Origin of the sequence: Microbispora hainanensis (assembly GCF_006874475.1) — a bacterium.
In the GTDB taxonomy this organism is placed as follows: Bacteria; Actinomycetota; Actinomycetes; order Streptosporangiales; family Streptosporangiaceae; genus Microbispora; species Microbispora hainanensis.
This window is the reverse complement of the sequence record NZ_VIRM01000039.1, coordinates 55,363-80,407: the sequence shown is the minus strand read 5'-3', so window position 1 is coordinate 80,407 and position 25,045 is coordinate 55,363. Positions and strand designations below refer to the sequence as shown.

At 73.2% G+C, this 25,045-nt stretch carries 22 protein-coding genes; 14 read left to right on the top strand and 8 right to left on the bottom strand.

Annotated features, from left to right (window positions below):
• The first annotated feature begins 86 nt into the window (after positions 1–86).
• From FLX08_RS27210 to FLX08_RS27195, 4 genes are all read left to right on the top strand, one after another.
• Positions 87–362, top strand: a complete 276-nt coding sequence (locus FLX08_RS27210) for a StsA-related sactipeptide RiPP (RefSeq protein WP_142622748.1) — start codon at positions 87–89, stop codon at positions 360–362.
• Between the two features lie 84 nt (positions 363–446).
• Entirely contained in the window at positions 447–1,955 is a 1,509-nt protein-coding gene (gene stsB / locus FLX08_RS27205) for a StsB family radical SAM/SPASM domain sactipeptide maturase (protein WP_341874351.1), read from the top strand.
• An 11-nt stretch (positions 1,956–1,966) separates the two neighbouring features.
• A complete protein-coding gene (locus tag FLX08_RS40860) occupies positions 1,967–2,278 on the top strand; it encodes a PqqD family protein (protein ID WP_167530591.1) in 312 nt (103 codons plus the stop codon).
• 73 nt (positions 2,279–2,351) lie between these two features.
• On the top strand, positions 2,352–3,845 hold the full coding sequence (locus FLX08_RS27195; RefSeq protein WP_142622742.1) for an NAD(P)/FAD-dependent oxidoreductase: 1,494 nt from the start codon (positions 2,352–2,354) through the stop codon (positions 3,843–3,845).
• Between the two features lie 19 nt (positions 3,846–3,864).
• Here FLX08_RS27195 and FLX08_RS27190 read toward each other — a convergent pair whose 3' ends face one another.
• The 6 genes from FLX08_RS27190 to FLX08_RS27165 form a co-directional block, all read right to left on the bottom strand.
• Positions 3,865–4,899, bottom strand: a complete 1,035-nt coding sequence (locus FLX08_RS27190; protein ID WP_142622740.1) for a methyltransferase — start codon at positions 4,897–4,899, stop codon at positions 3,865–3,867.
• Complete coding sequence (locus FLX08_RS27185) at positions 4,896–6,158, bottom strand: cytochrome P450 family protein (protein WP_167530590.1); 1,263 nt, start codon at positions 6,156–6,158, stop codon at positions 4,896–4,898. Before FLX08_RS27185 ends, FLX08_RS27190 begins: the two co-directional genes overlap by 4 nt.
• A gap of 181 nt (positions 6,159–6,339) precedes the next feature.
• Positions 6,340–7,743 (bottom strand): TfuA-like protein, encoded by a 1,404-nt coding sequence (locus FLX08_RS27180; RefSeq protein ID WP_142622737.1) that lies wholly within the window; start codon positions 7,741–7,743, stop codon positions 6,340–6,342.
• Positions 7,744–7,813: 70 nt separating this feature from the next.
• Positions 7,814–8,977 (bottom strand): YcaO-like family protein, encoded by a 1,164-nt coding sequence (locus FLX08_RS27175; protein WP_167530589.1) that lies wholly within the window; start codon positions 8,975–8,977, stop codon positions 7,814–7,816.
• Between the two features lie 122 nt (positions 8,978–9,099).
• Positions 9,100–9,912, bottom strand: coding sequence for an ABC transporter permease (locus FLX08_RS27170; RefSeq protein ID WP_142622733.1), 813 nt, complete (start codon positions 9,910–9,912; stop codon positions 9,100–9,102).
• Between the two features lie 2 nt (positions 9,913–9,914).
• Complete coding sequence (locus FLX08_RS27165) at positions 9,915–10,841, bottom strand: ABC transporter ATP-binding protein (protein ID WP_208761684.1); 927 nt, start codon at positions 10,839–10,841, stop codon at positions 9,915–9,917.
• Between the two features lie 301 nt (positions 10,842–11,142).
• On the opposite strand from FLX08_RS27165, the gene FLX08_RS27160 reads away from it, so the two are divergent.
• The 3 genes from FLX08_RS27160 (at position 11,143) to FLX08_RS27150 (ending at position 13,208) form a co-directional block, all read left to right on the top strand.
• Complete coding sequence (locus FLX08_RS27160) at positions 11,143–11,394, top strand: LuxR C-terminal-related transcriptional regulator (RefSeq protein ID WP_076435699.1); 252 nt, start codon at positions 11,143–11,145, stop codon at positions 11,392–11,394.
• Between the two features lie 305 nt (positions 11,395–11,699).
• On the top strand, positions 11,700–12,068 hold the full coding sequence (locus FLX08_RS27155; RefSeq protein ID WP_142622731.1) for a hypothetical protein: 369 nt from the start codon (positions 11,700–11,702) through the stop codon (positions 12,066–12,068).
• Positions 12,069–12,206: 138 nt separating this feature from the next.
• On the top strand, positions 12,207–13,208 hold the full coding sequence (locus tag FLX08_RS27150) for an alpha/beta hydrolase (RefSeq protein WP_142622729.1): 1,002 nt from the start codon (positions 12,207–12,209) through the stop codon (positions 13,206–13,208).
• Positions 13,209–13,481: 273 nt separating this feature from the next.
• Here the strand turns inward: FLX08_RS27150 and FLX08_RS27140 are convergent, their stop codons facing one another.
• Positions 13,482–14,333 carry a siderophore-interacting protein gene (locus FLX08_RS27140; protein ID WP_142622727.1) on the bottom strand — a complete coding sequence of 284 codons (852 nt, stop codon included), beginning with the start codon at positions 14,331–14,333 and terminating at the stop codon, positions 13,482–13,484.
• Between the two features lie 39 nt (positions 14,334–14,372).
• Positions 14,373–17,333 carry a CHAT domain-containing protein gene (locus tag FLX08_RS43025; protein ID WP_142622725.1) on the bottom strand — a complete coding sequence of 987 codons (2,961 nt, stop codon included), beginning with the start codon at positions 17,331–17,333 and terminating at the stop codon, positions 14,373–14,375.
• A gap of 262 nt (positions 17,334–17,595) precedes the next feature.
• On the opposite strand from FLX08_RS43025, the gene FLX08_RS27130 reads away from it, so the two are divergent.
• The 7 genes from FLX08_RS27130 to FLX08_RS27105 all read left to right on the top strand — a co-directional run bounded on the left by FLX08_RS27130 (position 17,596) and on the right by FLX08_RS27105 (position 25,040).
• Positions 17,596–18,852 carry a S8 family serine peptidase gene (locus FLX08_RS27130; protein ID WP_142622723.1) on the top strand — a complete coding sequence of 419 codons (1,257 nt, stop codon included), beginning with the start codon at positions 17,596–17,598 and terminating at the stop codon, positions 18,850–18,852.
• 6 nt (positions 18,853–18,858) lie between these two features.
• Positions 18,859–19,422: an RNA polymerase sigma factor gene (locus tag FLX08_RS27125; protein WP_142622721.1), complete on the top strand. Its 564-nt coding sequence runs from the start codon at positions 18,859–18,861 to the stop codon at positions 19,420–19,422.
• A gap of 10 nt (positions 19,423–19,432) precedes the next feature.
• Positions 19,433–19,933 carry a hypothetical protein gene (locus FLX08_RS27120; RefSeq protein ID WP_142622719.1) on the top strand — a complete coding sequence of 167 codons (501 nt, stop codon included), beginning with the start codon at positions 19,433–19,435 and terminating at the stop codon, positions 19,931–19,933.
• A gap of 216 nt (positions 19,934–20,149) precedes the next feature.
• Positions 20,150–20,926 carry a hypothetical protein gene (locus FLX08_RS27115; protein ID WP_142622717.1) on the top strand — a complete coding sequence of 259 codons (777 nt, stop codon included), beginning with the start codon at positions 20,150–20,152 and terminating at the stop codon, positions 20,924–20,926.
• Between the two features lie 2 nt (positions 20,927–20,928).
• Positions 20,929–21,597 carry a hypothetical protein gene (locus FLX08_RS40855; RefSeq protein WP_167530588.1) on the top strand — a complete coding sequence of 223 codons (669 nt, stop codon included), beginning with the start codon at positions 20,929–20,931 and terminating at the stop codon, positions 21,595–21,597.
• Between the two features lie 5 nt (positions 21,598–21,602).
• Positions 21,603–22,853 carry a hemopexin repeat-containing protein gene (locus tag FLX08_RS27110; protein ID WP_167530587.1) on the top strand — a complete coding sequence of 417 codons (1,251 nt, stop codon included), beginning with the start codon at positions 21,603–21,605 and terminating at the stop codon, positions 22,851–22,853.
• Positions 22,854–22,952: 99 nt separating this feature from the next.
• On the top strand, positions 22,953–25,040 hold the full coding sequence (locus tag FLX08_RS27105; RefSeq protein ID WP_142622713.1) for a hypothetical protein: 2,088 nt from the start codon (positions 22,953–22,955) through the stop codon (positions 25,038–25,040).
• The last annotated feature ends 5 nt before the right edge of the window (positions 25,041–25,045 follow it).

Below are 25,045 nucleotides of genomic sequence, written 5' to 3'. Positions count from 1 at the left end.
CCCACGTTTGTGGGGTTGTCTGACCCACTTCTCACCAGCACATACTCGACATACACCGCATTCCCGTCAGACAGAGAGGTGAAGGCATGGCCTTCGATCCAAGGGAAGCTCTGCGTGAAGCCGGCATCCTGAACAGCCCGCTGGCCGCCGACGTCGAGGCGGCGTTCGCCACCTTGACCCGCGAGGAAGTCGACCTCCTCATCTCGCTCAAGGACAAGCTCCCCACCGCGCTTCCCGGTGTGCTGGCGCACGCCGGCGCCGGTGGCGAGTGGTCGCGGCCCGAGGTGGAGGCCCACACCGTGCCGGTCGAGGGCAAGTGCCTGTGCGGAGCCTGGTCGGGCTCCGGGTCCGGGGCGGAATAGTCAGGACGGTTCGCGGGTGCGGCTCCGGCCGCGCGTCGCCCACAGAGTCTGGGGCCGCACCTGCGGCTGAGCGCGCAAAGGGGAATGATGCCTGGGAAACTCGCCCGGAACCGCTCGTTGATCGACGTACCGGCAGACCTGACCTACTTCGTGCACGACGGGAAGTACCTGGTCCTCAACCCGCAGGTGGGCGGCCGCTGCGTCCTCGACGCACGCGAGTTCGCCGTCCTGACGGCCCTGGCCCGTCCCCGGACCGGCGGGGAGCCGGCGCCCCTCGGCCAGACCGGCCAGACCGGCGAGGCCGATGAGGGAGACGACACCGGCGACATCGACGCGACCGACCGGACCCTGGCCAAGCTCATCCTCAACTGCATCGTCTACTACAACGGGAACCGTCCGAAGCTCAGCATCAGGGAGCCGGCGCTCCGCCAGGTGTATTACGCGATCACCGACGGATGCAACCTCCGCTGCCCGTACTGCTACGCCTCCTCCGAGAAGTGCCTTCCCGGGGAGCTCACCACCGCCGAGTCGCTCGACCTGGTCTCCCAGGTCGCCGCCATCGGGGCGAAGACCATGATCTTCACCGGCGGCGAGCCCATGCTCCGCAAGGACCTGTTCCGGATCGTGGAGCACGCCAACGACAGCGGGCTCACGTCGAACATCGTCACCAACGCCACGATGATCAGGAAGCCCGAGCAGGCCAAGCGGTTCGCCCAGCTGTTCGGCATGGTCACGGTGAGCGTCGACGGCGGCACGGCCGAGACCCACGACCGCACGCGCGGCGCCGGCTCCTTCGCCCGGACCTACCGCGCCCTGCGGCTGCTCAACGACGCCGGTGTGGTGCCGCGGATCAACCACATCGTCACCTCCGGCAATGTGGACGAGCTGGAGGACTTCGCGAGGTTCGCCGAGGGGCTGGAGGTCCACAGCATCCGGCTGATGTACCACAACGACCTGGGCCGGGGCGAGACCGACGAGTACGACTTCGGCTGGGAAGACCACATGCGGATCCAGCGGATCACCTGGACGTCTCCGGCCGCGGGCAAGCTGCTGCCGGACGGCCCGCGGCCGATCACGCCGTGCTCGGTGAAGGCGAACTGCGGGATGGGCGGCAACGAGATCTACGTCAACTCGCTGGGCGACGTCTATCCGTGCAAGCTCGTCACCGGGCGGGCGCACCACGCGGGCAACGTACGGCGGCAGCGGCTGTCGGAGATCTTCGCCGGGCCGCTCCTGCGCCAGATGCGCACCAGCACCGTGCTCGGCGGCGACTACCACGCCGACTGCGCCAAGTGCTACATCAAGGCGTCCTGCGGCGGCGGATGCCGGGCCGCGCACATGGCCGAGTCGAGGGACCTGCGGCGCAACAGCCGCCACCAGTGCCGGATCCTGCGGCACGGCATCGCCACGCAGCTGTGGCTGGAGGCCGGTGTCAGCCCGTCGGAGCTCGCCGCCGACGACCGCGAGATGACGACGCCCCGCCTGGTCGTCAGCGGCGACGTCCATCCCGTCTTCGACGACTGGAAGACCTATGTTCCCCCCTCGCGCGGCACCGTCAGGGTCGGCGAGTTGCTTCCCATCACGCCCGTATAGAGGAGGTCAGTGTGTCACTGCGGATCAGCGAGGCCGTGATCTGGCAGGAGACCGGGGAGGGCGTCTCGCTCTACAACACCGAGACGGGCGACTTCCACAGCCTGAACGACACCGGCTCCCGGATATGGAAGCTGGTGGCGAGCGACGGCGAGCGGGAACCGGTCATGTTCAAGCTGTCCCGCGAGTTCGCCGGCAGCAACTCCGCGATGAGCAGGCGCATCGTCGCCGACGTCGAGGAGTTCATCGGCACCATGATCGAGCAGGGTCTCATCGAGGAGGTCCCCGCCGAGGAGCCGGCGGTCAAGGAGGAGGCGCTGTCGTGACGCGTCGGCCGGCGACCCGTTCCCGTCCCCCTGCCCCGAGTCAGCCGGTCCCGCGCCCGCCTGGCCTCGTCGGATGAGCCGGGCGGTCGTCCTCGGCGGCGGCCTCGCGGGCGTGCTCACCGCCACCGTGCTCGCCGGGCACGCGGACGAGGTGGTCCTGGTCGAAGGCGACCGCTACCCGTCGGGTCCGCACCCCCGGCGGGGGCTGCCGCAGTCGCACCACAGTCACGTGCTCGTGGCCGGCGGCGCGCGGGCGCTGGACGCGTTGCTGCCCGGGACGGTCGACGCCCTCCTCGCGAACGGCGCGCACCTGCGGGGCCTTCCCGGCGACGCCCTCATCTACTCCGCCGACGGCTGGTTCCGCCGCCTCCACACCGACGCCCACCTGATCTCCTGCACCCGTGCGCTGCTGGACCAGGTCGTACGGCGGCGTGCGCTCGGCGGCGGCGACATCGAGGTCTGGGAGGACACGCGAGCGCTCGGGCTCATCGGAGACGAGGCCCGGATCACCGGCGTCGCGGTCAGCAGGCAGGGCGCGCCGCCCGAGACCGTACGCACGGACCTCGTCGTCGACGCGACGGGACGCCGCTCGCGGTCGCCGCGGTGGCTCGCCGAGATCGGCGCCGGGGACGTCGAGGAGGTGTCGGTCGCCACCGGGCTGGCCTACGCGACGCGCCTCTACCAGGCGCCCGGCGACCTGGCCGCGACGATCCCGGCCATCATGCTGCACCCCGGTGTGGAGAAGGGCCGGCCCGCCCGGGGGGCGACGCTGTTCCCCGTCGAGGACGGCCGGTGGATCGTCACGCTGACCGGCACCCCCGGCGGCGAGCCGCCGACGGACGAGCAGGGCTTCACGGCCTTCGCACGCTCGCTGCGCCACCCGATCGTGGCGGACCTCATGGCGGAGGCCACCCCCCTCGGCGTCGTCCGGCCGTATCGCGACACCGTCAACAGGAGGCGGTTCTTCGAGCGGGCGCGCCTGCCCGCCGGTTTCGCCGTCGTCGGCGACGCCGCCGTCGCGGTGAACCCGATCCACTCGCACGGCATGTCGGTCGCCGCGCTCGGCGCGCTCAGGCTGCGCGAGGAGCTGGCGCGGCACGGGATCGGGCCGTCCCTGTTCACCCGGCTTCAGGCCGCCCTCGCGGCGGAGGCCGAGCGGTCCTGGCGGATGGCGATCGAGCAGGACACCGAGCAGGACACCGGGCAGGACACCGGGCAGGACACCGCGCGGGCCGGCAAGCGGACCGGCGAGCGAACCAGAGACCGGGCCGCGGAGCGGGACACCGGGCGTTCTGGGTGTGACGGTGCGCCGCGGCGGGAGCCCAACGCGTTCGAACGCGAGATCCGCACCCGCCTGGCCCAGGCGAAGCTGAGCAGCCCGCGACTCGCCGCCGACTTCTTCGGCGTCCAGACGTTGATCTCCGCCGACGCCGCGACGGACAGGTCGGAGATCGCCCGGGTGCTGACCGGGCGGCCGGAGCCCCTCCTCACGGCCGAGGAGGCGATCGCGCAGCATCCGGCCCTGGCCGCATGGCGGCGCACCCGCTTCACCGCCGCCACCGGGTGAGGCGCCTCCCGTCGCAGGCTCAGGCCGGTTTGGCGACGAGGGCCCGGATGTCCGATCCGCCCAGCGGCGGCGTGACCTCGGCCAGGTCGAACCCGGCCGCGGCCAGCAGGTCCCGGAACTCGGTCATGCCGCGTTCCCTTCCTCCGGTGTAGACGAGCATGGCGATGTCGCTCATGACGGCTCCCGCCGCCTCCGGCGTGCCGAGACCGGACGGCATCACCGGCTCCAGCACGAGCAGCCGGCCGTCCGCCGCGATCGACCTGCGGCAACTGCGCAGGAGAGCGATGCAGCGCTCGTCGTCCCAGTCGTGCAGGACGCCCTTGACCAGCATGACGTCGCCCTCGGGCACGGCCTCGAAGAAGTCGCCGGCCTCGATGGAGCACCGGTCGGACAGCCCCGCCCGCCGGAGCTCCTCTGCGGCGCCCGCGAGCCCGTCCGCGGTGTCGAACAGGATCCCCTTGAGTCCCGGGGTCGCGGCCAGCACCGCGGCCAGCAGCGCGCCGTTCCCGCCGCCGACGTCCACGACGGTGTGGGCACTGCCGAAGTCGTACGCCCTGGGGAGCGCGGGCGCGATCCGCTCGGTGCCCTCGTGCATCGCCCTGTTGAACACCGCCGACAGCTCCGGGTGGCGGGCGAGGTGGTCGAACAGCGGCCTGCCGTGCGCGCGGTCCCACGCCGCCTCACCGGTCCGTACGCTGTCGGTCAGCGCCCCCCACGCCCGCCAGGTGTCGGGGTCGCCGAGCAGCAGGAGGCCGGCGCGCATCGACCACGGGTGGTCGGCGCGCAGCGGCTGCCCCTGGTCGGTCAGCCCGAACCACCCGGGCTCCCCCTCCTCCGCCACGCCCAGCACCACCAGTGCGCGCAGCAGCCGGCCGAGCGCGTGCGGGTCGGACCCGGTCGACTCCGCGAGCCGCGTCACCGGTGCGGGCCCCTCTGCCAGCAGATCCGGCACCCCGAGCCGCACGGCCGCGTAGAGGATCTGCGAGGACTGGTAGCCGAAGGCCATCCGGGACAGGGCGGCGTACCCCGCGAGACCTCGCGGTCGGTCGCTCATGGGCCGGCTCCTTTCGGCGTGTTACAGGTGGTGCGGCGAGCGCGCAGCCGCAGGGGCAGGCGGCGTACGCCGTGCAGGAAGAGGTCGGGCGTCCACTCCAGGCCGGCGGGATCGACCGCCAGGCCGATCGCGGGAAAGCGGCGCACCAGCGCGCCGATGGCCGCCGTGGCCTGCAGCCGCGCCAGGGCCGCGCCGAGGCAGAAGTGGGCGCCGTGGCCGAAGCCCAGGTGGCGGTTGGGGCTGCGGCCGATGTCGAAGACGTCCGGGCGGGGAAAGACCGCGGGGTCGCGGTTGGCCGCCAGCAGCACCGGCACCACGATGTCCCCGCGGGGGATCACCGTGCCGCCGATCTCGACGTCGGCGAGGGCGTACAGCGGCCGGGAGTGCCCGACGGGGCCGTTGTAGCGCAGCGCCTCCTCGACCATCGAGCCGATCAGCTCCGGGCGGGCGCGCAGCCGCTCCAGCTCGCCAGGGTGCCGCAGCAGCTCCAGCACGCCGTTGCCGATCAGGTTGACCGTCGTCTCGTCTCCGGCGAGCAGCAGCTGGAACACGCTGGAGATCAGTTCGACGCGGCTGATCCCGCCCGCCCGTTCCGCCTCGGCGAGCCGGGACAGCAGGTCCTCCCCCGGATGCGCCCGCCGCTCTTCGATCCTCTCGTTGGCGTACGCCATGAACTCCAGGCCGGCGCAGCGCACCCGGAACGGGTCCCCGCTGCCCACGATCTCGTCGCTCCACCCCCGCAGCCGGGCGCGGTCCTCGAAGGGCAGGCCGAGCAGCTCGGCGACGACCAGGATCGGCAGCGGCAGCGCCAGGTCACGGATCAGGTCGGCCTCGCCTCCGGCGGCCGCCATGCCCTCGACCAGCTCGCTCGCGACCCGGTGGACGTGCCGCTCCAGCACGGCCACCGTACGGATGCCGAAGGCCGGCGCCATCAGCCGGCGTATGCGCGTGTGATCGGGCGGGTCGAGATGGAACACGGTGCGCCGCAGCATGGCCAGCGGGTCGCGGCTCTCCGCCCGGCGGTGCGGCGCGGCGAGGTCGGGGGGCAGCCGGTCGAGCTGACGCCCGACGTCCGGGTCGAGCAGCGCGCGCTGCACGTCGGCGTACCGCGTCAGATACCACAGCACCCGGCCGCTCGCCGGGCTCACATACCGGTAGACCGGCGCGTGCTCGCGCATGCGACGCAACAGCGCGTGAGGGTTCGGACGATGCCGCGCGGCCGCCGGGTCGAACGGCTGCTCAGGGGTGGTCGTGGTCATGGCCGTCCCCTCCCGAAGCATGCCGGCCGTTCCGGGCACGCCGGCGGTTCCGGAGACGCCGGCGGTTCCGGAGACGCGGTCCGGGCCGCAGCGGCCGCCGTGCTCGTGGGCGCGCTGTCCTTCTTGTCCGCCCCTCGGGCGGCCATGTCCCCCGGCCCGCCGCATACGTTCACTCGCCGGCTCACCGGGCGGCGGCACGCGCGTTCTGGACGTCGAGGGCGAAGAACCTCCTGACGGTGTGTCCCAGCTCCGGCATGCCGGTGAAGCCCCGCCGGGCCAGCTCGACCTCCGCCGAGGTCCCCTTGCGGTGCCAGCGGCGGAGGAAGATCTTCGCGCAGATCTCCGGCGGCGGGACGGCGAGCCTGCCCCGGGTCCGCTCCGCGGCCTCGTCGGCGCGCTCGACGATCTCGGACCACTCGTGCCAGTGGCCCGACTCCCTGACCCGTTCGAGGACGACGGGCCTCCAGTCTTCCGACTGCCAGGCCGGCCAGACCCGCACCATGACCAGCCGGAGCTGCTCGGCGACGGGGAGGGCGGCGAGTTCCGTTTCCGTGAGCCACGACGCGAGGACGGGCGGCAGGGCCGCGGACTCGGCGACCCCGAGCCTGGCGCGGGCGTACGCCTCCAGGCCGAGGCCCTGATCTGCGGCGAAGCCCGGCAGCAGGCCGGTCAGCGCCTCCTCGTGCAGATGGGGGTAGTCGTCGCCGAACAGCCGCCCCGCGTTCAGGACGTCGAGGTCGGTCATCGACCTGCCGGGCGCGTACTCCCGCCTCGACCGCCATCTGAGCGCCTCGTAGTGGGTGATCCCCGTCAGCGCCGTGCCGGCGGTCCACGCATCGGATCTCTCGTCGGATCTCTCGTCGGATCCGGCGTCGGATTTGGCGTCGGATTTGGCGTCGGATCCGGCGCCGGGTTTGGCGCCGGGTTTGGCCTCAGCGCGCTCGCCGGCCGCGCGCAGCGCCGCCATCGCGTCCCGCCGCTTGACGTCCCACTCCCCCGTGCCGATCAGCCGCTCCAGCGTCGCGAGGTGCTCGCGGTCGCCGGAGCCGACCGCCGCGTCCAGCTCGTGCCAGGTCCGCCGCATGAAGGGCAGCGCCTTGGCGGCCCGCACGATCCGGTCCCCGGCCTCAGCCGGGACCAGGCCCGTACGCGCCCCCTCGCGGCAGCCGTACCGGATGTTGACCAGCGCCACCGTCACGGCGGGGTATCCCCGGTCGGCCGGTCCGTGCACCACGGCGACCTCGTCGTCCCCGTCGACCTCGCCGGTCGCGTACATGTCGAACACGGTCCCGGCGCCGCTCATGCCGTACGGGCTCAGCTCGGCCGCGCGCAGGGCGCCCATGCTCGCCGCCCCGATGACGTGCACGCCCTCGTCGAGCAGCCAGAGGATCTCCTTGTGGCCCACCGACAGCCGTTCGCGGTAGTAGCCGTCGATGATGACGGCGGTGTCGTCGCTGCTCCAGGTCTCGGCGAGCAGATCGCCCCGGGCCACGGGCGGCCGCACCCGCGCGTGCGGCACGACGCTCAGGACCTCGTGATGGGAGACCGTCGGCCCGGTGTAGACGACCACGTTCGGCGAGCTCATCGGACCACCCCGCTTGTCAGAAGACCCCGGCTCATCAGAAGGCCCGGCTCATCAGAAGACCTCAGGCTCATCAGAAGACCTCCGCACAGACGCGGCTGCCCGGCGCCAGCACCCTGACGACCGGGACTCCGGCGTCCTCCCTCGTCAGGTCGACGACGAGGGGCGCGTGGGAGAAGGCGACCGCGGCCCGTTTCACCACGTCCTCCAGGTCGTCGACCAGGCTCGCGTGCGCGTGAGCGGGCGATATCGGCCCCGCCGCCTCCTCGGCCGGCTCCGGCCGGCGCTTGGCGGCCAGGTCGTCCTGGATGTCGGGCCGCAGGTCGTCACGCGCGCCCGAGACGTAGCCCAGCCTGGCCTGCGCGGCCTCGGTGAGGGCGCGGCTGAGCGCGATCTCGGAGCTCAGGTGGCACCCGAAGCCCAGGAACGGCGGCGGATAGTCGTCGCAGGTGATCCGGGCGACGAAGCACGGCAGCCCGGTCGGCGACGTCAGAGACCTCGCGTCCAGGCGGACCCCGGCCCGCTCCATCGTCGCGCACAGGTCGTCGATCACCGGCGACCCGAGCGTACGCGGGTCGATCCGGACGCCTTTGTCGCCGCCGGTGACGAAGGCCGTCACCGCGTCGCGCTCGATCACCTCATACAAGGCGTGCAGTACGGCCTCCGCCTGCGTGTTCCCGCTGGCCAGCCCATTGGTCGAGGAGAAGAACGCCGGGGGGTTCCAGCCCGTCCTGCGGACGAGGGTGAACTCCACCACGTCCCTGGGGACGAGGGTCCGCGACCCGTCGACCAGCGACCTCGCGACGACCCACTCCACCGGCAGGCCGTCGTGCAGCAGGGTCGGCGTGCACAGCGGGAGAGCGTGGACGTCGTAGACCAGCTCCCCGGCCACGTCGCGCGGGGAGGCCGTCGTCACCGGGCGCATCGGCTGCTCCGCGTGCCACAGCTCGATGGCCTCCATCATCGCGGACAGCTTCGCCAGGTCGGGGGTGACGCCCTTCCCCTGGGAGACGGCGAGGGTCCGGGCCGTGGGCCTTATCGCCTGGAACGTCGGGATGCCGAGGGTGTCGAGCATCGTGATGTCCGCGACCCTGGTGACCCCCGCCCTGCGCGCGGCATGGCCGGCCATCTCCAGCGAGGCGGCCGGGTCGCGGGCCCGGTCCGTCCCCGGCAACCGGACCTTCGACTGGTCGGAAAGGGAGAGCATCCACGAGTGGGAGGAGGTGTCTGTCCGCATCGTCCCCTTGCCCTGTTGGAGGTGAGGCACCGAGGTGAGGCGCCGAGGTGAAGCGCCCAGGTGAGGCGCCGGATCGGGCCGGCCGGTGTGGGCGCTCGGGCCGGCCGGGCCGGCGGGTGGGCTCAGATGTTGCCGGCGCGGTTGAGCAGGGCCCGGCCGCCCACGGCGTAGCCGACGACCGCCATGACCGCCAGCACGAGCAGGTCGGTCCATGCCTCGCCGAAACCGAAGACGGCGCCGTCCCGCATGCCGTTGATCGCGTACGTCAGCGGGTTGACCACGGAGACCCACTGCAGCACGGTGGGCATGCTCTCGGTGGTGTACATCGAGGGGGCGCTGAAGACGAGAACGGGCATCGACACGTTCGACAGCACCATGAACGCCTGGTAGTCCGTGATCGTGATCGCCGCCGCCAGGTAGAGCCCGTTGAGCGCCAGGGCCGACAGCGTGAGGGCCGTCAGCAGCCCGAGCCAGTTCTCCGCGCCGAACGGGAGGTCGAACATGATCGCCGCGACGGCGAGGCCCAGCAGGGTCTGCCCCAGCACGAGCGACACTCCGGCGATCATCTTGCCGAGCAGGAAACGCGACCTGCGCATGGGATATGACCACAACTGCGTGGCCACCCCGCTCATCTCCTCCTGGAACACCGCCATGGCGGACGTGCCCGCCGCGCTGACGACCGACATCGCCAGCGTCATGGGGAGCAGGAAGACCGCGAACCCGACGCTGACGCCCTTGTAGTCGACGACTCTGATGAGGTTGCTCAGCGAGGTGTTCACCAGCAGCAGGTACACCAGCATCGGCGTCAGGCCGAGGATGAGGTAGACCCGGTTGCGGGCGAGCAGCGCGTACTCCCGATAGAGCACCGCGGACAGGTCGGTCGCCCTCGCGGTGCGGGCGGGGGGCGCGGTGTGGAAGTGCAGCCCGGCGGCCATCGTCACCCCTCGTTCCCGGTCATCCGGAGGAAGACCTCCTCAAGCGAGTCCACGGCGGTCGACACTCCGGTGATCGCGATCGCGTGGTCCTGGCAGTGTCGGGACAGTTCCGGCAGCACGTCGCGCGCGTTCGCGTCGTCGATGCGCACCTCGTCGTCCTCGGCCTTGGCCCGCAGCCCGGCGGACTCCGCCCAGGCGGCCACGAGTACGCCGGAGGCGGGGTCCTCGACGGTCACCAGCAGGTGGGTGCTGCCGAACTCCTCCACGAGTTCGCGCGGCTTGGCGAAGCGCAGCACCTTCCCGCGGTCCACGACCAGGACGCGCTGGCTGTTGCGCTCCAGCTCGTCGATGTGGTGGCTGGTCCACAGCACGGTCACGCCGTGCTCCTCGCGCAGCCAGGTCACGAAGCGCTCGACCTGCCGCCGTCCCGCGACGTCCAGGCCGGCGGAGGGCTCGTCGAGGATGAGCAGCTGGGGAATGGTGAGCAGCGCACGCACCAGCTGCAACCGCTGCCGCTGACCGCCCGACATCTGGAAGACCAGGCGCTGCATCGCACCGGTGAGGCCGAGGAAGTCCGCCACTTCCATGGCCCACGGCCGTACGTCGCGCCACCGCAGCCCGCGGAACCGGGCGGCGATCCGCAGGTTGTCGAGCGCCGGCAGCATCATGTCGAAGGGACCGGTCTGGTGCATCGCCCCGATGCCGCTCTTCGCGAGGACGGGCTGGCGCACCGGATCGGCGTCGAAGACCCGGATCTCACCGGAGGTCGGGGTGGTGACTCCGCAGATCATCTTGATCAGTGTCGTCTTGCCGGCGCCGTTGGGGCCCAGGAGTCCGACGGTCTCCCCCTCGGCGATCTCGAAGGAGACGCCGTCCACGGCCGGTCTCTCGCTGCCCCGATAGCGTTTGGTGAGCCCCACGGCCGTCACGACATCTCTCAACACAGCCTGCCCTTCACTTCGCCCTCCCGCTGTCGGTGTGCTCCTGAGCGATGTGAGCGGCTCTCCGCTCGTCCCCGGCTGACCGGAACGCGTCGCAGGTCGAGTATGAGCCGGGGACGAGCAGGTAACACAACCCCACAAACGTGGGCTGTCGGCACGGCCGGAAGGGCCATAACCGCGGCCATGGTCCGGCCATACCGATCGTTAAGCGGCCCTTTCTAGGGTCGCCGCAAAAGGGACACCCACCAGGCTCCCTTCAGTCGAACGGCGATCCGACCCGGGACTGCACATGGACCTTGCTTCCGACGGCCTGATTAATGATCGCGACAGGTGGCTGATCGTCATGCTGGCGAGGGGCTACACCACGACGAGGATCGCCCGCGAGATGCACCTCAGCCGCTACACGGTGGCGGAGCGCATCAGCAAGCTGCTCGTCCAGTTCGCCTGCAGCAACCGCAGTCAGCTCGTGGCCTACTTCTACGCGCACCGGCTCCTGAACGTCGGCATCTGGCCGCCCAGCGTCTCCGGCGTCGTCGGATAGGCCGCGCCCGTCCACGTACGAGCGGGGAGGGGCGGACCCACAGCCCGGCGCTGCCGCCGCGCGCGTACAGGTGGGAGGAGGCGGGCCGCCCCGCCGGGCCCTGCCCCGGTGAATCCCCGCCCGGCTCCCGGTCACGCCCCGGTGAATCCCCGCCCGGCTCCCGGTCACGCCCTGGTGAATCCGGCCCGCCGTCAGCGGGCCGGACCGGGCGCTCCGGCCCGGGTCATCGGCCGGACGCGGTCGCCTTGGGTGAGGCGCCGCCGGACGCCGACGCGGCCGGCTCAGGGGACGCGGACCCCGATGGCGTGGCCGAGCTCGTGGCCGCTGACGTGGCCGATCCTGTGGCCGATCCTGTGGCCGATCCTGTGGCCGAGCTCGTGGCCGAAGAGGACGGTTGCGGCGAGGCGTTCGCGACCGGCGTCGCCGTGTCCGGCGGTCCGGAGGAGACGAACACCAGCACTCCCGTCGCGACGGCCACCACCGCCACCACCCCGGCGGCCGCATACATGATCTTGCGCCTCAGCCGCCTGCGCTCCTCGCGCCGCCTGGCTTCCTCGCGCCGCATGGCGGCGCGCACGCGCTTCACCTTTCGCTGTGACATGGGCACTCCCGAGACCGCTCCCCGAGACGTCGTCGCGGGTCACCATAGCCGCGGGCGCGTAACGCGGATCTAAAACCCGCTCACGCCGCTCAGCCCCTGTCGAGGCACCCGCCGTACGGGGGTAGTCTCCGCCGCGTGGCGCTGGATCGTCGCACCCGTGTTTTCCACGATGGTGAGCACGGACCAGTTGGTCGCAGGCGACCTCCACGATATGGGAGCCCCATTGAGCAACACCCTGCCCTCGGCCGCCACCCCACCGCCCTTCGACCCGGAGCTGGCCGCGGCCCTCGCCGTGCTGGGCGAGTCCATGCCGTCGTCGCTGACCCCGGACATGATCCCGCTCATACGGGCGGCGACGGCGAACGGCCCCAGCCTGCCCGACGAGGCGCTCACCCGCGACGGCGCCTTCGAGGTGGAGGAGCGGGCGGTGCCCGGCCCGCCCGGCGCTCCCGACGTCTCTCTGCTCGTCTGCCGCCCGGCGGGCGCCACCGCCCCGCTCGCCGCGATCTACCACACGCACGGCGGCGGGATGATCGTCGGCGACAACCGCGTGGGCGTGGACGGCGTGCTCGACTGGGCTCAGGAGCTCCAGCTCGTCGTCGTGTCGGTGGAATACCGGCTGGCGCCGGAGCACCCCCACCCGGCACCGATCGAGGACTGCTACGCGGGTCTCGTGTGGACCGCCGCTCACGCCGCCGAGCTGGGCATCGACCCGGAACGGATCATCGTCGCCGGGGCGAGCGCCGGCGGCGGGCTGGCCGCGGCGCTGGCGCTCATGGCCCGCGACCGCGGCGGTCCCGCCCTGGCGGGCCAGATGCTCATGTGCCCCATGCTCGACGACCGCAACGACACCCCGTCGTCGCACCAGATGGCCGGGCTCGGCGTCTGGGACCGCACCGCGAACGAGACCGGCTGGAACGCTCTGCTCGGCGCCGCCCGCGGCGGCCCCGGCGTCTCCCCGTACGCGGCCCCGGCCCGCGCCACCGACCTGTCCGGGCTGCCGCCCGCCTTCGTCGACGTCGGCTCGGCCGAGACCTTCCGCGACGAGGACGTCGCGTACGCGGGCGCCATCTGGCGGGCGGGGGGCAGCGCCGAGCTGCACGTGTGGCCGGGCGGGTTCCACGGCTTCGACATGATGGCCCCGCAGGCGGCCGTCTCGCAGGACGCCCGAGCCGCCCGCCTGCGCTGGCTGCGCCGCGTCCTCGGCAGCTGACCCGGCCGGGGGCACCGGATGCGCGACCTTGTCGGACGGCTGTCGGCGCTCGACCCGGACGCCGGGGCGGCGGGGCGGCGGTGCAGGTCATCGCCTACTTCGACCGGCTGGTGGAGACGCGGGCGGGGCGGGAGGCGATCGTGCGCGGCGCCGCCGTCCTGGCGGGCTGCCCGGCCTGCCCGACCGGCTCCGAGCGCGGCGTCCACGTGCGCGTGCTTCCCGACGGAGCCCGCACGGACGCAGGTCCGCCGCCCGACCCGGGGCCGTCCGGTGTCAGCCGCCGAGGGCGGCGGACTCCTCTTCCTCGATGCCGCGGTTCCACTCCCGCTTGGAGGACTGCCAGCCGTCCTCGTCACGGCCCCGCCGCCAGTAGCCGGAGATCGACAAGCGCTCCAGCGGCAGGCCGCGTTCCACCCGCAGATATCGGCGCAGTTCCTTGACGAAGTTCGCCTCGCCGTGGACGAAGGCGTGCACGACGCCCTCGGGGAACTCCAGCTCCCGCACCGCCCGCACCAGCGCCTCGCCCACCTGCGCGCCGCGGCGGTGCAGCCACACGATCTCCGCGTCGCCCTCCGTCTGCAGCTTCTGCTCCTCCTCCGGGCCCTCGACCTCCACGAACACCCGGGCCGGCGCCCCCGCGGGGAGCCGCTCCAGTGCGGCGCCGATCGCCGGGAGCGCGCTCTCGTCCCCGGCCAGCAGGTGCCAGCCGGCCTCCGCGCTCGGCGCGTACGCCCCGCCGGGGCCCAGGAAGCGGATCTCGTCACCCGGCCGGGCCCGCAGCGCCCAGGGCCCGGCCAGTCCCTCGTCCCCGTGATAGACGAAGTCGATGGTCAGCTCCCGCGCCTGCGGGTCCCAGGCCCGCACCGTGTACGTCCGGGTCCTCGGCCACTGGTCGCGCGGCATCTCGGCACGGATCACCGCCATGTCGAACGGCTCCGGATAGGCCACTCCCGGCAGCGGGAACAGCAGCTTCACGTAGTGGTCGGTGAACTCGCCCGCCTCGAAACCGGCGAGTCCCTCACCGCCGAGCACCACCCGGATCATGTGCGGGGTCAGCCGCTCGGTGCGCTCCACCACGCCGGTGGTCGCCCGGGGTGCGCGCCGCGCCGGTTCGGTCGTCGCCATGGACGTTCCCTTCGTGAGACTGATTAGGTGAGCCTAACCTCATCCGGTGGACATCGTCACGGTGCCGGGCCCCCGCTCGCCGCCGGCGACCCGATCAGGGCGCTGACCACGACTGCGGACGGGAACGGCGCCGGCGCCGATGCACACGAAGCCGGCCGCCGCCGCGGCGGTCCGCGGGTCGTCGCCCCGTACGGCCTGCTGGGCCTCGGCGAGAGCGGCGGCGGGCGGGCGCCCGGCGGCCAGCCGTTCGTGGAAGGCCACCATGACGGGCGTCGTCGCCGCGTCGGGGATCGGCAGCACCGAGGCGACGAGCTGCGACGTGCCGCGGGCGAGGAACGCCACGGCGAGGCCCATCAGCTCGTCGCCGGTGCGCACCACAGAACGGCCGCTGTCGCAGGCGGCGAGCACCAGCGTGTGCGGCACCCGCGGCAGCCGTTCCACGTCGTAGGCCATCAGCGGCCCGTCGGCGAGGGCGATGCCGGAGAACAGCGGGTTGTCCGCCGACAGGTGACCGTGCGCGGCGAGATGCGCGAGCCCGGCCCGCGACAGGGCGGCCGACACCGCCTCGACCGACGCCGCGGCTCCGGCGAGCACGGTGCCGTCGTGGATCGCGCCGACCGCCGCCGCCTCGGGCCCCGCGGCCGGCAGCCGCGGGCCCGCCACCGCGACCACCCCTCCCCCTGCCGCGACACCCGCGCCGCCGTCACCGTTGCCGTTGCCGTCCGCTCCGCTCGCCGGCGCGAGGCGGGTCCGGGCGAGGTGCCACAGCGTCGCGGACGGCGCGACGGTCACGGGCCGTCCCGCGCAGGACGGCAGGAGGGACCACGGCAGGCTGTGCAGCGGTCCGGTGGGCACCACCACGAGCGGGCGGTCGCCGATCTCGGCCGGCGGCCCGAGCAGCAGGGCGTCGAGCCGGGCGGCCGCGGCGTCCAGCAGCGCGGCGGACGCGGCCAGCGCCTCGGGCCGGGCGTCCGGGCGCGCATTGCGCCGCACCGCGAACGTCAGCCGCTCGATCAGGTCGGCCGCCTCGGCCGTCGTCCCGAGCCGGCGGACGCCCACGCGGCCGTCCACGACGGTGAGCACGTGCAGGTCGGCGCCCCGGCGGACGTACTCGACGAGCGCCCACGCACCGAGCGAGGCGGCGAGGTCCCGGGGGGTGACCGGCACCGCGGGCGCGTTGCCGGGAGTGCCGGCGAGCCGGCGGCTGTGGTCGCGGACGCGCCGTTCCAGGTCGGCCTGCCGGGCCAGCAGCGGAGCGGGCGCCGCCGCCTGACCGGCCAGATCCCTCGTGACCGAGCGCAGCCGGGCCAGCAGCGCGGTCAGCACCGGGTCGTCGGGCGGACGGACCGGCGCGGCCGGCAGGCGGCTGGCCCGGGCGCGCTCCGACCACTCCAGGAGGCCGTCGGGGCGGCCGGCCTCGAAGGCCACCTCCAGTCCCAGCGCCACCAGGTCGGCCCGGTGCGCCGCCGCGTGCACCCGCAGGTCGGTGGCCCCCATCGCCGAGGCGTGCTCGTCCAGGACCCGAAGGCCCGTCCGTACGGCGGCGAGCACGCCGCGCGCGTCCCCCTCGGCCCGCCGTTGCAGCGCCCGGGCGTACCAGCCGCGCGCCCGGACGAGCGCAGGTCCCCGGGATCGGGTCGCCGCCGCGGCCCGGCTCAGATAGTCGGCGGCCACGTCCGCCGTCCGGGAGCGCCGTCCGGCGGCCGGCTCCGCTCCCGCCCGCGCGTCACCGGCGTCTCCGGAGCGGCCGGGCCATACCTCGTCCGGGCGGGCATCCCGCCGTACGTCCTCCCGGACGCGGCGCCCGGCGGTCACCTGTGCGGCCACGATCGCGGCGTCCAGCGCCGCCGCGGGCCATCCCGCCGCGTCCAGGGTCGCGACCATGACGTCGATGACGGCCGTCGGGAGGCGCGGCCGGAGACCGGCGGCGCGCTGGGCGGACAGCACGGACAACCGGGCCAGTTCCGTCCATTCCCGCCGCCCTTGGGCGCGGAAGCGGCGCAGCGCAGCTCGGGCGTGGCCCAGCGCGGCGGCCGGATCGCCGGACAGGATCTCGGCCTGCGCGAGCAGCACCTGCACCTCGGGCACCTTGAGCGAACGGCGCTCACGGCGGTAGGCGTCCACCGCGCGGGCGGCGGCCGCCTTCGCCTCGGCCGTCAGCCCCACCGACAGCAGCAGCTCGGCCCGGTCCTGGTGCAGCGTGCCCAGCTGGGCGCCGTACGCGCCGATGATGCGCTCGGCCCGGTCGAGGTGGCGCAGCGCGGCCGGCACGTCGCCCCGCAGCGTCTCCATGAGCCCGAGGTTGTTGGCGATCAGGCCGATCGTCAGCGGGCGGCCGAGCGCGCGTGCCAGCGTCTCCGCCTCCAGCAGGTCGCGTTCGGCCGCGGCGAAGGCGTGCCGGTCGGAGTGGACGAGGGCCCGGTTGATCAGCATCCGCTGCACGCCGAGCAGGTCGGCGTGGCGGCGCAGCACCTGCAGCGCCACCTCGAACTCGGCCAGCGACTCGTCGAGGCGGCCCATCACGTGCAGCACGATCGCGCGCTGCGCGCGGGCACGGGCGGCCGCCATGCCGGTCAGATCCGGCAGGGCGGCGTCGATCTCTCGCAGCGCGGCCTGCGGCCTGCCCCGTTGCAGGATCGCGAAGGCGAGCTTGTATCGCGCCTCGGCGGTCAGGTCGGCGCGGCCGGCCCGTGCGCCCCAGGCGGCGGCGCGGCTCAGATGTCCGATGGCGTTGTCGAGCTCGCCCACGTGGAGGAGCGCGTGCCCCCAGGCGCGTTCGGCCGTGGACGCCGCCACCGCGTGACCCGCGCGGGCCGCTCGCCGGGCGGCCCTCTCGGCCGCCGGAAGGCCCGAGACGGGGTCGCGGTCGACCTCGGCCAGCGCCGCCTCGGCTTCCGTCAGCACCGCCTCCGTCAGCACCGCCTCCGTCAGCACCGCCTCGGCCGGCGGCGCGCCGGCCGGCTCCGGCGACTCCGGCGACGCGTCCACCCGCACGCCCACGGCCTGCGCCCCTGTCTCTGCCCCGGCCCGCGCTCCGGCCCGCGCCCCGGCTCCGGCCGCTGATCCGTCTGCCGATCCGTCCGGTAAGCCGTCGCTGTCACCGTCGCCGGGACCCGCGGAGGCGCGACCTGGAGCGTTCCCGTGAGCCCTTGCGCCCGGCGGCGTTTCCTGCGTTGGATGTATCACGGCCAGGCCCTCGTGGTTCCGTCTGAGGCAGTTCGCGTTCCGGAAAAGTCATGACCCCGGGAAGGACACTATCCAGATGCCAGTCGACGCGGGCACCACATCGCACCAACCGGACCAACTCATCGTCGACCTCCTGCACCTGGAGGCCGTCGAGCGCATGCTGGACGACTTCGGCATCGTGCGCGCCGCCCTCGCGCCCGACGACCGGGACGAGCTCCTCGGGCTGGCCCGCCTGCGCGACCTCAAGGACGCCGACGACGATCCCGTCGAGGTCGGCGAGCTCCTCGCCCTGCTGCGGGAGAAGGCGGCCGCCGACCGCGGCGGCTGGGTGCCGACGATCGGCAAGAACCGGGTCGTGGACGCGGTCATCGGAGACGGCCACAAACCCATGTCCCTGCCGGACGGCGCGGTCCAGGAGAGCGGCCACAAGCCCATGCACGTGGTGGGCGGCGGGTTCTCCACCCTCGGGCACAAACCCATGTCCCTCGGCGCGCTCGGCGTGCTGGGGCACAAGCCGATGGACGGCGGGCAGCCGGAGCCCGCCGGCCCTGACGACGTGCCGCAGCCGCTCGCCGGGCACGAGGACGCCGGGCGCGGCGTGCGGGTCGGCGTCGTCGACACCCCGCTCGCCTCCACCCAGCCCGGTACGGCGGAGCACCCGCTTCCCTACCGCTCGGGGCACTCGGCGTTCGTAAGCAGCCTCATCCAGCGGGAGGCGCCGGCCGCGGAGCTGTCCGTCGAGGGGGTCCTCGACGCCCGCACGGGACGGGCCGACTCCTGGGACACGGCCCGGGCCATACTGCGGCTGACGGCCGCCTTCCAGCCGGACATCCTCAACCTCTCCCTCGGCTGCTTCACGCTCTCCGGGGGGCCGCCGCTGGTCATCGCCCGCGCGATCGAGCGGCTCGCCCCACGGGTGCTGGTCGTGGCCGCCGCGGGCAACCACGGCGCGCTCCCCCACCTCAGCTCCGGACGCAGCCGGCGCTCGGCCTGCTGGCCGGCCGCCGTCCCGCCCGTCGTCGCGGTCGGCGCGTACGGCACGGTGGACGGGCGCCCGGTCATGCCCGGCTGGAGCCCGGACCTCCCGTGGGTGGCGTGCCTGGCGCCCGGGGTGGGGGTCGTGGGCGCGTACCTCACGGGGGAGGTCGACGTCGACGGCCTCCGCCAGACCTTCCAGGGGCATGCCCGGTGGAGCGGCACCTCCTTCTCGGCCGCCCTCGTCAGCGGCGCGATCGCCGCCCGCACGATCCCGGGCTCGGTGACGCCCCGGCAGGCACTCGACAAGCTCCTGGCCGAGGCCGGCGAGGTCCGGCCCTATCCGCTGGAGGGCTGACCGGGCATGCGTGACGATCCCGTCGTCGTCGACCTCGTGCTCCGGGCGCGCGAGGGCGACGCCGCGGCGTGGGACGCCATCGTCGAACGGTATGCGCCGCTGCTCTGGGGGGTGTGCGCTCGTTACGGCGTGACCGGCAGCGACGCGGACGACGTCGCCGGCGGCGTCTGGCTGCGGCTGGTGGAACGCCTCGACACGCTGCACGAGCCGGCCGCCCTGCCCGGCTGGCTCGTCCGCACCACCCAGCGACAGTGCCTGCAACTGCTGCGCGCCCGAAAGCGGCAGGTTCCGGTGGACGCCCCCGAGCCGGGCGCCCGCGGGAAGGAGGACGACGGCGTGGACGGCGAGATACTGGTGGCCGAGCGGCGGCACGCCCTGCGCACGGCCTTCGCCGAGCTGCCGGTCCGGTGCCGGGAGCTGCTGAGCATGCTGTTCGCCGAGCCGCCCGCCTCGTACGCCGAGATCAGCGCCGCGCTCGGCGTCCCGGTGGGGGCGGTCGGCCCCAACCGCGGGCGCTGCCTCGACAGGCTGCGCAGGAGCCGCGCGCTGGCCGCCCTCGAACTGGCCTAGATTCATCGACGTGGACGGGGACGACGGCGTGACGGACACACCGAGCTGGTGGGACGACGACGACCGGCTGATCGAGGAGCTGGGGCACGCGGTGCGCGAGGCCCGGGTGCCCGAGTCCTTCGTACGCGCCGGGAAGGCGGCCTTCGCGTGGCGCACCGCCGACGCCGAGCTTGCCGAGCTGTGGTTCGACTCCCTGCTCCCGGCGCGGGAACCGGCGGGCCTGCGCGACGAGCCGCGGCCGGACGGCTCGGGGCCGCGCGTGCTGACCTTCGCCGCCGGCGAGCTGTCCATCGAGGCCGAGATCCATCCCGACGCGGTGCGCGGGCAGCTCGTGCCCGCGCAGCCCGGCGCGGTCCTCGTGCGGGACGACGACGGCCCCGTCCGGGAGGTCCCGGTGGACGAGGTCGGGTGGTTCGTGATCGAACCGGTCCCGGCCCGGCGCTTCCGGCTGCACGTCCGCACGTCCGCCGGAGCGGCCGTCATCACCGGCTGGATCGACGCCCGGCCATAGCCGGCCACGCCGGCTTGCCCGCCCGGCCGTAGCCGGGGCCGTACCGCTCGCGGCCCCACCGTGAGCCGCCCCACCGGGAGCTGCCCCACTGTGAGCCGCCGCAGAACGCGGGAAAATTCGCGGAGATTCGGTGTATCACCGGTCCCCTGACCTCCATCCGTCGTGCGACAGACCACCGCGTCAGCGGTGACGTACCGCACCGGAAGGACCAGGATCGTGAGCGATCCCGCACGCGCGATGAGCAAGGAAGACGCCTTCGCCGAGCTGCTCGACCTGCAGTCGAGCGACGTGATCAGGCTGGAGGGGGCGGGCGGCCCCGACGGGGTGAGCCTGGACGGCTGGGACGGCGAGCAGCGCCAGGACGGCAACGTCGCCGGAGTCGTCGTCCGCTATCTGGCGGCGGGCACGGTGACGTTCGGGCAGCCCAGCCACCCGGCGGCGCCCGACCGGCTGGACCCCCGCAACGCGCTCGCCCTGGTGCGGCTGTGCCAGTGGCTGAAGGACACCTACAACGTCGTCGAGCTCTACCACCTCGGCATCTCAGGCGGCGGCGTCGACAGCCAGGGCCGCCCGCGCACCGACTGCCACGGCCAGGGCCGGGCGGTCGACTTCGTCGGCGTCAAGGCGGTGGCCGAGGACGGTGAGGAGTGGACGCTCACCGTCAACGACGACTGGGGGAGCGTATCCACCGCCGCCACCCCCGGAGGGAGCTGGCCGCCCGGCACCGGGTCCGGCACGTCCTACCGCCTGGACGACGAGGACGCCGACCCGTTCACGCGCGACTTCTGGCGCGCCGTGTACGAGTTCATCGCCTCGGAGTGGCAGGACCGCACCGACGGCCCCGACGGGCTTGACACGCCCACGTCCATCGGCGAGCGCAGCTTCGTCATGCATCCCGACCACCCGGCCACCGCGCCCGGGACGGCGCACGGCCGGGAGGCCCACAAGAACCACATCCACATGCAGATCGGCGTCACCGGAAGGGATGCCTGAGCATGCGCAACCTCACCTTCTGCGACATCCGGCTGCACCCCTCGGCGGTGGACTCCGCCTTCGAGGAGGCCATGACCGGCGACCTCATGCCGGGCGCGGGCGTCCCGCCGCACCCGCCCGGCACGCTGTTCGTGCGCAGCCTCTATCGCGAGGCCGGCTACGGGTTCCCGCCGGCGTACCGGTGCATCGTGCACTCGATCCTGGTGAGCGACAGCGGGTTCTTCGGCATGCGTCCCCGGATCGCCCGGCTCGGTGCCGACACCAAGGAGCCGCGCCTGCGGCCCGTCGCGGGCGCGGTGCCGGACGACGAGACGGCGCTGGGCGTGCTGCGGACCCGGGACGACCACTCCCTGGTGATGGCCGCCGTCCATCTCCCCCTGCGGATGATCCAGGACGCGTTCGAGAAGGAGCTGGTGGCCGCGCTCGAAGAGGAGGTCACCGAGCCGTCCCGGGTCAGCGCGGTGTCCGGGGCGATCTGGACGCGCGACGACGAGGCCGTCCCCGGCCGGGTCGAATACCTGGTCGCCGCGACGGGCGACTTCGCCGAGCTGCGGCTGCGGCCCCGGACGGTCGAGCGGATCAAGGCGGCAGGCGGCAGGCTGGTCGAGTCGCGCGGGTTCCGTCACGTCGCCACGGTGGCGGGCGACCCCGCGCCTCCGGCCGGGGGGTGACGGCCGTGGACACGCTCTGCGGGTTCGTCGCCCCGTCCGGGGCGAAGGCGTACTTCTTCACCGGCGAGCGCTACATCCGCTACGACGTCGAGACCGACGGCGCCGACGAGGGCTACCCACTGTCGATCGCCGACCATTGGCCCGGCCTGTTCGAGGCGGACATCGACGCCGCCCTGCCGTGGAGCGACGGCTCGGTCTTCTTCTTCCGCGGCGACCAGTGCCTGTCGTACGACCTCGAGAACGGGGTCGTGCTGGACGGGCCGCGGCCGATCGCCGAGATGTGGCCGGGGCTGTTCGAGCTCGGCGTCGACGCCGTGATCCTGTGGGGCAGCGGCAACGCCTACTTCTTCTCCGGGGAGGAATACCAGGTCTTCGACGGCGCGAGCGGCAAGATCGACCCGGAGGCCAGGTCGATCGCCGACGACTGGCCTGGAGCGTTCCCACGGATCGAGACGGCGCTGTGGTGGCCCAGCGGCAACCCGTACGTCTTCTCGGGGAGCGAGTACGCGAGGCTCGACCCCGAGGACGGCTCGGTGGCCGAGGGCTTCCCCCGGCCGGTCGAAGAGGACTGGCGGGGGCTGCCGATCGGGCCGGTGGCCGAGGACGTTCCCGAGACTGCCGGACCGGCCGGATCCACGCGCTCGGTCAGGGACTTCTTCCCCGAGTTCAGCGCCCCGTTGGAGGGCCGGCTCCCCTACCTCTACCAGGACGTCAAGGGCCTGGTCACCACGGGCGTCGGCAACCTCGTCGACTCCCCGGAGGAGGCGGCCGCCCTGCCGTTCGTGCACGCGGCCACCGGGCGGCCCGCCACCCGCGCGGAGATCGAGGCCGAGTGGCACCGGATCAAGAACGAGCCCGGCCTCGCGAAGAAGGGGCACCTGGCCGCCAAGGCCATCCACACCCTGGAGCTGCCCGACGCCGCGATCGACGAGCTCGTCCGCAAGCGGTTCGACGTCAACGAGGCCCGGCTGTCGGCCTTCTTCCCCGGGTGGGCGGACTGGCCCGCCGACGCCCGGCTCGGGGCGCACAGCATCGCCTGGACCGGCTCGTTCTTCCCCACCCGCTGGCCGGGCTTCACCGCGGCGGCGAACGCGGGCCGGTGGGAGGACGCGGCGGCCCAGTCGCACCTGCGGGAGGACGGCAACCCCGGCATCGCCCCGCGAAACCAGGCGAACCTCCGGCTGTTCCGCAACGCGGCCGCCGTGGCCGCCCGCGGCCTCGACCGGTCGCGCATCTACTACCCCGCCGCCCTGTGAGCGGCGTCCCCGCCCAGTTCGGGAGCCAGCACAGTTCAGGAGACAGCACAGTTCACGAGCCAGCACAGTTCACGAGCCAGCACACTTCAGGAGACAGCGATGGTGAACCCAGCAGGACCGATCATGGCCGGCGGCTTCGAGACCGTCACCCTCAACGACGCCGGCGTCGAACACTCCCTCGTCTTCCTCCCCGACAAGCACAACGACGAACTCCAGGCCCAGGGGTCCAACCCCGTCTTCTACTGGCTGCCGGAGCGGATGCGCCTGGCACGCAAGCCGAACGGCGACCTCAGGCTCGGCTTCCTGCATTTCCTCGGCGTGCAGGACGGCCAGACCAACCTCGGCGTGGCCCCCGGGCAGACCCGGGAGACCTCCGGCGGGGTGCTCAGCTTCGCGATGACCGGCGCGCCGCCCGAGGGCGTCCTGCGGGACGCGCACAAGCAGATCCTGGAACGGATGCAGCAGGGCAGCCGGGACCGGTTCTGGCAGGTCAAGCCGGGCGTGGCCGACCGGTCCACGATCGCCGACATCCGGCCGATCCCGATCAGGAGCTCCACGCTGCGCCTCATGATCACCGACCAGGACGGCACTCAGGGCGGAAACGCGGGCGACCCGTTCTTCCTCACCGCCCAGGGCGCCGGGCCCGGCAGCCTGATCCCCACCGCCGAGCACCCGTTCATCGTCAACCTCGGCACGTTCGCGGCGGCGCAGGTGGAGCAGGGTCTCCTGGGCACCGAGGCGCCCATCGCGGTGACGGCCGACCTCACCCTGCCGCTGTGGGCACCGATCACGCGGCTGCGCATGACCGCCAACTGGGAGCGGGTGTTCAGCCACTTCACGGCCCAGGCCGGCGCCAGCTGGTGGTGGAGCTCGGCCGACCTCAAGGCCACCTGGAACACCCTGCGGATGAACGGCGACATCAAGGTCGAGCTGGAGATGGACCGGACCATCCCCGGCGCGGACAACAAGGAGGCGATGGTCACCAAATACATCGACATGCTCGTGGCGATGTGGCTGGACCAGGCGAAGCAGGTGATCTTCCAGCCGATGCCGGAGGTCCAGGACCCGGCCCCGCCGAAGCCCGGCGGGCTGCTCAACATCTTCGGCTGGGGGTTCGGCGCGGGGCTCAGCCTCAACTTCCGCCACGACCGGGTGGAGATCGCCAACTCCTTCACGTTCGAGGTCGACGAGATGTACGCGCAGCCGAGCACGATGGGCGGCACCGTGGACGGCGTGGCCGACCTGCTGGCCGCCCACCCCGAGCTCAAGAGCCGCTACATCCGCACGCTCTACCTGGACAACTGGGACCGCAAGATCACCACGGTCTGCCGGCCCGTGATCAAGTGGCCAGACCCGGACCACGGCGTGAGCGGCGACCCGGTGAAGTTCGCCAGCGTCCAGATCGGCTATCCCGATGTGGACGGCAAGATCGCATGGTCCGCCCACGACTTCCTGCCGCCGCCGCGGCCGCAGGAGGTCGACGCGACGACCGGCGTGCGCGGCGAGGGCGCCCCCGTCGGGGAGACCACGCCGCTCGCCCCCGCCTCCTCGCCGACCCTCGTCTATGCCGGCGGCTCGACCAGCGAGGTCTTCTTCGCCCGCCAGAGCCAGAAGAAGGCGGAGGAGGTCACCGGCGCGCCGGAGGGATGGCGTCCGGACAAGGTGTTCGTCCGGCGCACCATCCAGTTCGACGAGGCGCCGTCCGCCCTCGACGACCGGTTCACCCGGATCATGGTCGAGGCCAACGAGGTGAACCTCGACCCGGGCCCGTTCGGCACCCTCACCGACAGCCTGAACGTGGCCGTGCGCGCCGACAACGCCGGCGTGCTCGTGCTCGCCCCGATCACGATCAACGTCGACCTGACGGCGGGCAACCAGATCGTCGAGGTGCAGGTGCAGGCCAAGGGCGAGAGCCCCGACGGCGGCGAACGCCCGATCGTGACGTTCACCTTCACCATGGCCGACACCGGGGAGCACCACAAGGAACGCCGGTTCGCCCTCTACACCGGGCAGCCGGGACGGCCGCCGGGATACCGCTACCGGGTGCGGGTGATCATCAAGGGCACGCTGTTCGAGGACGGAGACGAGTGGATCGGGCCCTGGACAGACGGCGAGGGCAGCGGCGACCTGCCCGTGCGGGTGCCCAAGAAGACCGCTCCCGGCGTCACCGTCGTGAGCCAGGTCTGACCGCG

What these genes read in the sequence shown, in the direction of transcription:
- FLX08_RS27210 (WP_142622748.1), top strand. Translation starts at nt 87, where the DNA reads ATGGCCTTCGATCCAAGGGAAGCTCTGCGTGAAGCCGGCATCCTGAAC.
- stsB (WP_341874351.1), top strand. Translation starts at nt 447, where the DNA reads ATGATGCCTGGGAAACTCGCCCGGAACCGCTCGTTGATCGACGTACCG.
- FLX08_RS27195 (WP_142622742.1), top strand. Translation starts at nt 2,352, where the DNA reads ATGAGCCGGGCGGTCGTCCTCGGCGGCGGCCTCGCGGGCGTGCTCACC.
- FLX08_RS27190 (WP_142622740.1), bottom strand. Translation starts at nt 4,899, where the DNA reads ATGAGCGACCGACCGCGAGGTCTCGCGGGGTACGCCGCCCTGTCCCGG.
- FLX08_RS27185 (WP_167530590.1), bottom strand. Translation starts at nt 6,158, where the DNA reads ATGACCACGACCACCCCTGAGCAGCCGTTCGACCCGGCGGCCGCGCGG.
- FLX08_RS27180 (WP_142622737.1), bottom strand. Translation starts at nt 7,743, where the DNA reads ATGAGCTCGCCGAACGTGGTCGTCTACACCGGGCCGACGGTCTCCCAT.
- FLX08_RS27175 (WP_167530589.1), bottom strand. Translation starts at nt 8,977, where the DNA reads ATGCGGACAGACACCTCCTCCCACTCGTGGATGCTCTCCCTTTCCGAC.
- FLX08_RS27170 (WP_142622733.1), bottom strand. Translation starts at nt 9,912, where the DNA reads ATGGCCGCCGGGCTGCACTTCCACACCGCGCCCCCCGCCCGCACCGCG.
- FLX08_RS27160 (WP_076435699.1), top strand. Translation starts at nt 11,143, where the DNA reads ATGGACCTTGCTTCCGACGGCCTGATTAATGATCGCGACAGGTGGCTG.
- FLX08_RS27150 (WP_142622729.1), top strand. Translation starts at nt 12,207, where the DNA reads ATGGGAGCCCCATTGAGCAACACCCTGCCCTCGGCCGCCACCCCACCG.
- FLX08_RS27140 (WP_142622727.1), bottom strand. Translation starts at nt 14,333, where the DNA reads ATGGCGACGACCGAACCGGCGCGGCGCGCACCCCGGGCGACCACCGGC.
- FLX08_RS27130 (WP_142622723.1), top strand. Translation starts at nt 17,596, where the DNA reads ATGCCAGTCGACGCGGGCACCACATCGCACCAACCGGACCAACTCATC.
- FLX08_RS27125 (WP_142622721.1), top strand. Translation starts at nt 18,859, where the DNA reads ATGCGTGACGATCCCGTCGTCGTCGACCTCGTGCTCCGGGCGCGCGAG.
- FLX08_RS40855 (WP_167530588.1), top strand. Translation starts at nt 20,929, where the DNA reads ATGCGCAACCTCACCTTCTGCGACATCCGGCTGCACCCCTCGGCGGTG.
- FLX08_RS27105 (WP_142622713.1), top strand. Translation starts at nt 22,953, where the DNA reads ATGGTGAACCCAGCAGGACCGATCATGGCCGGCGGCTTCGAGACCGTC.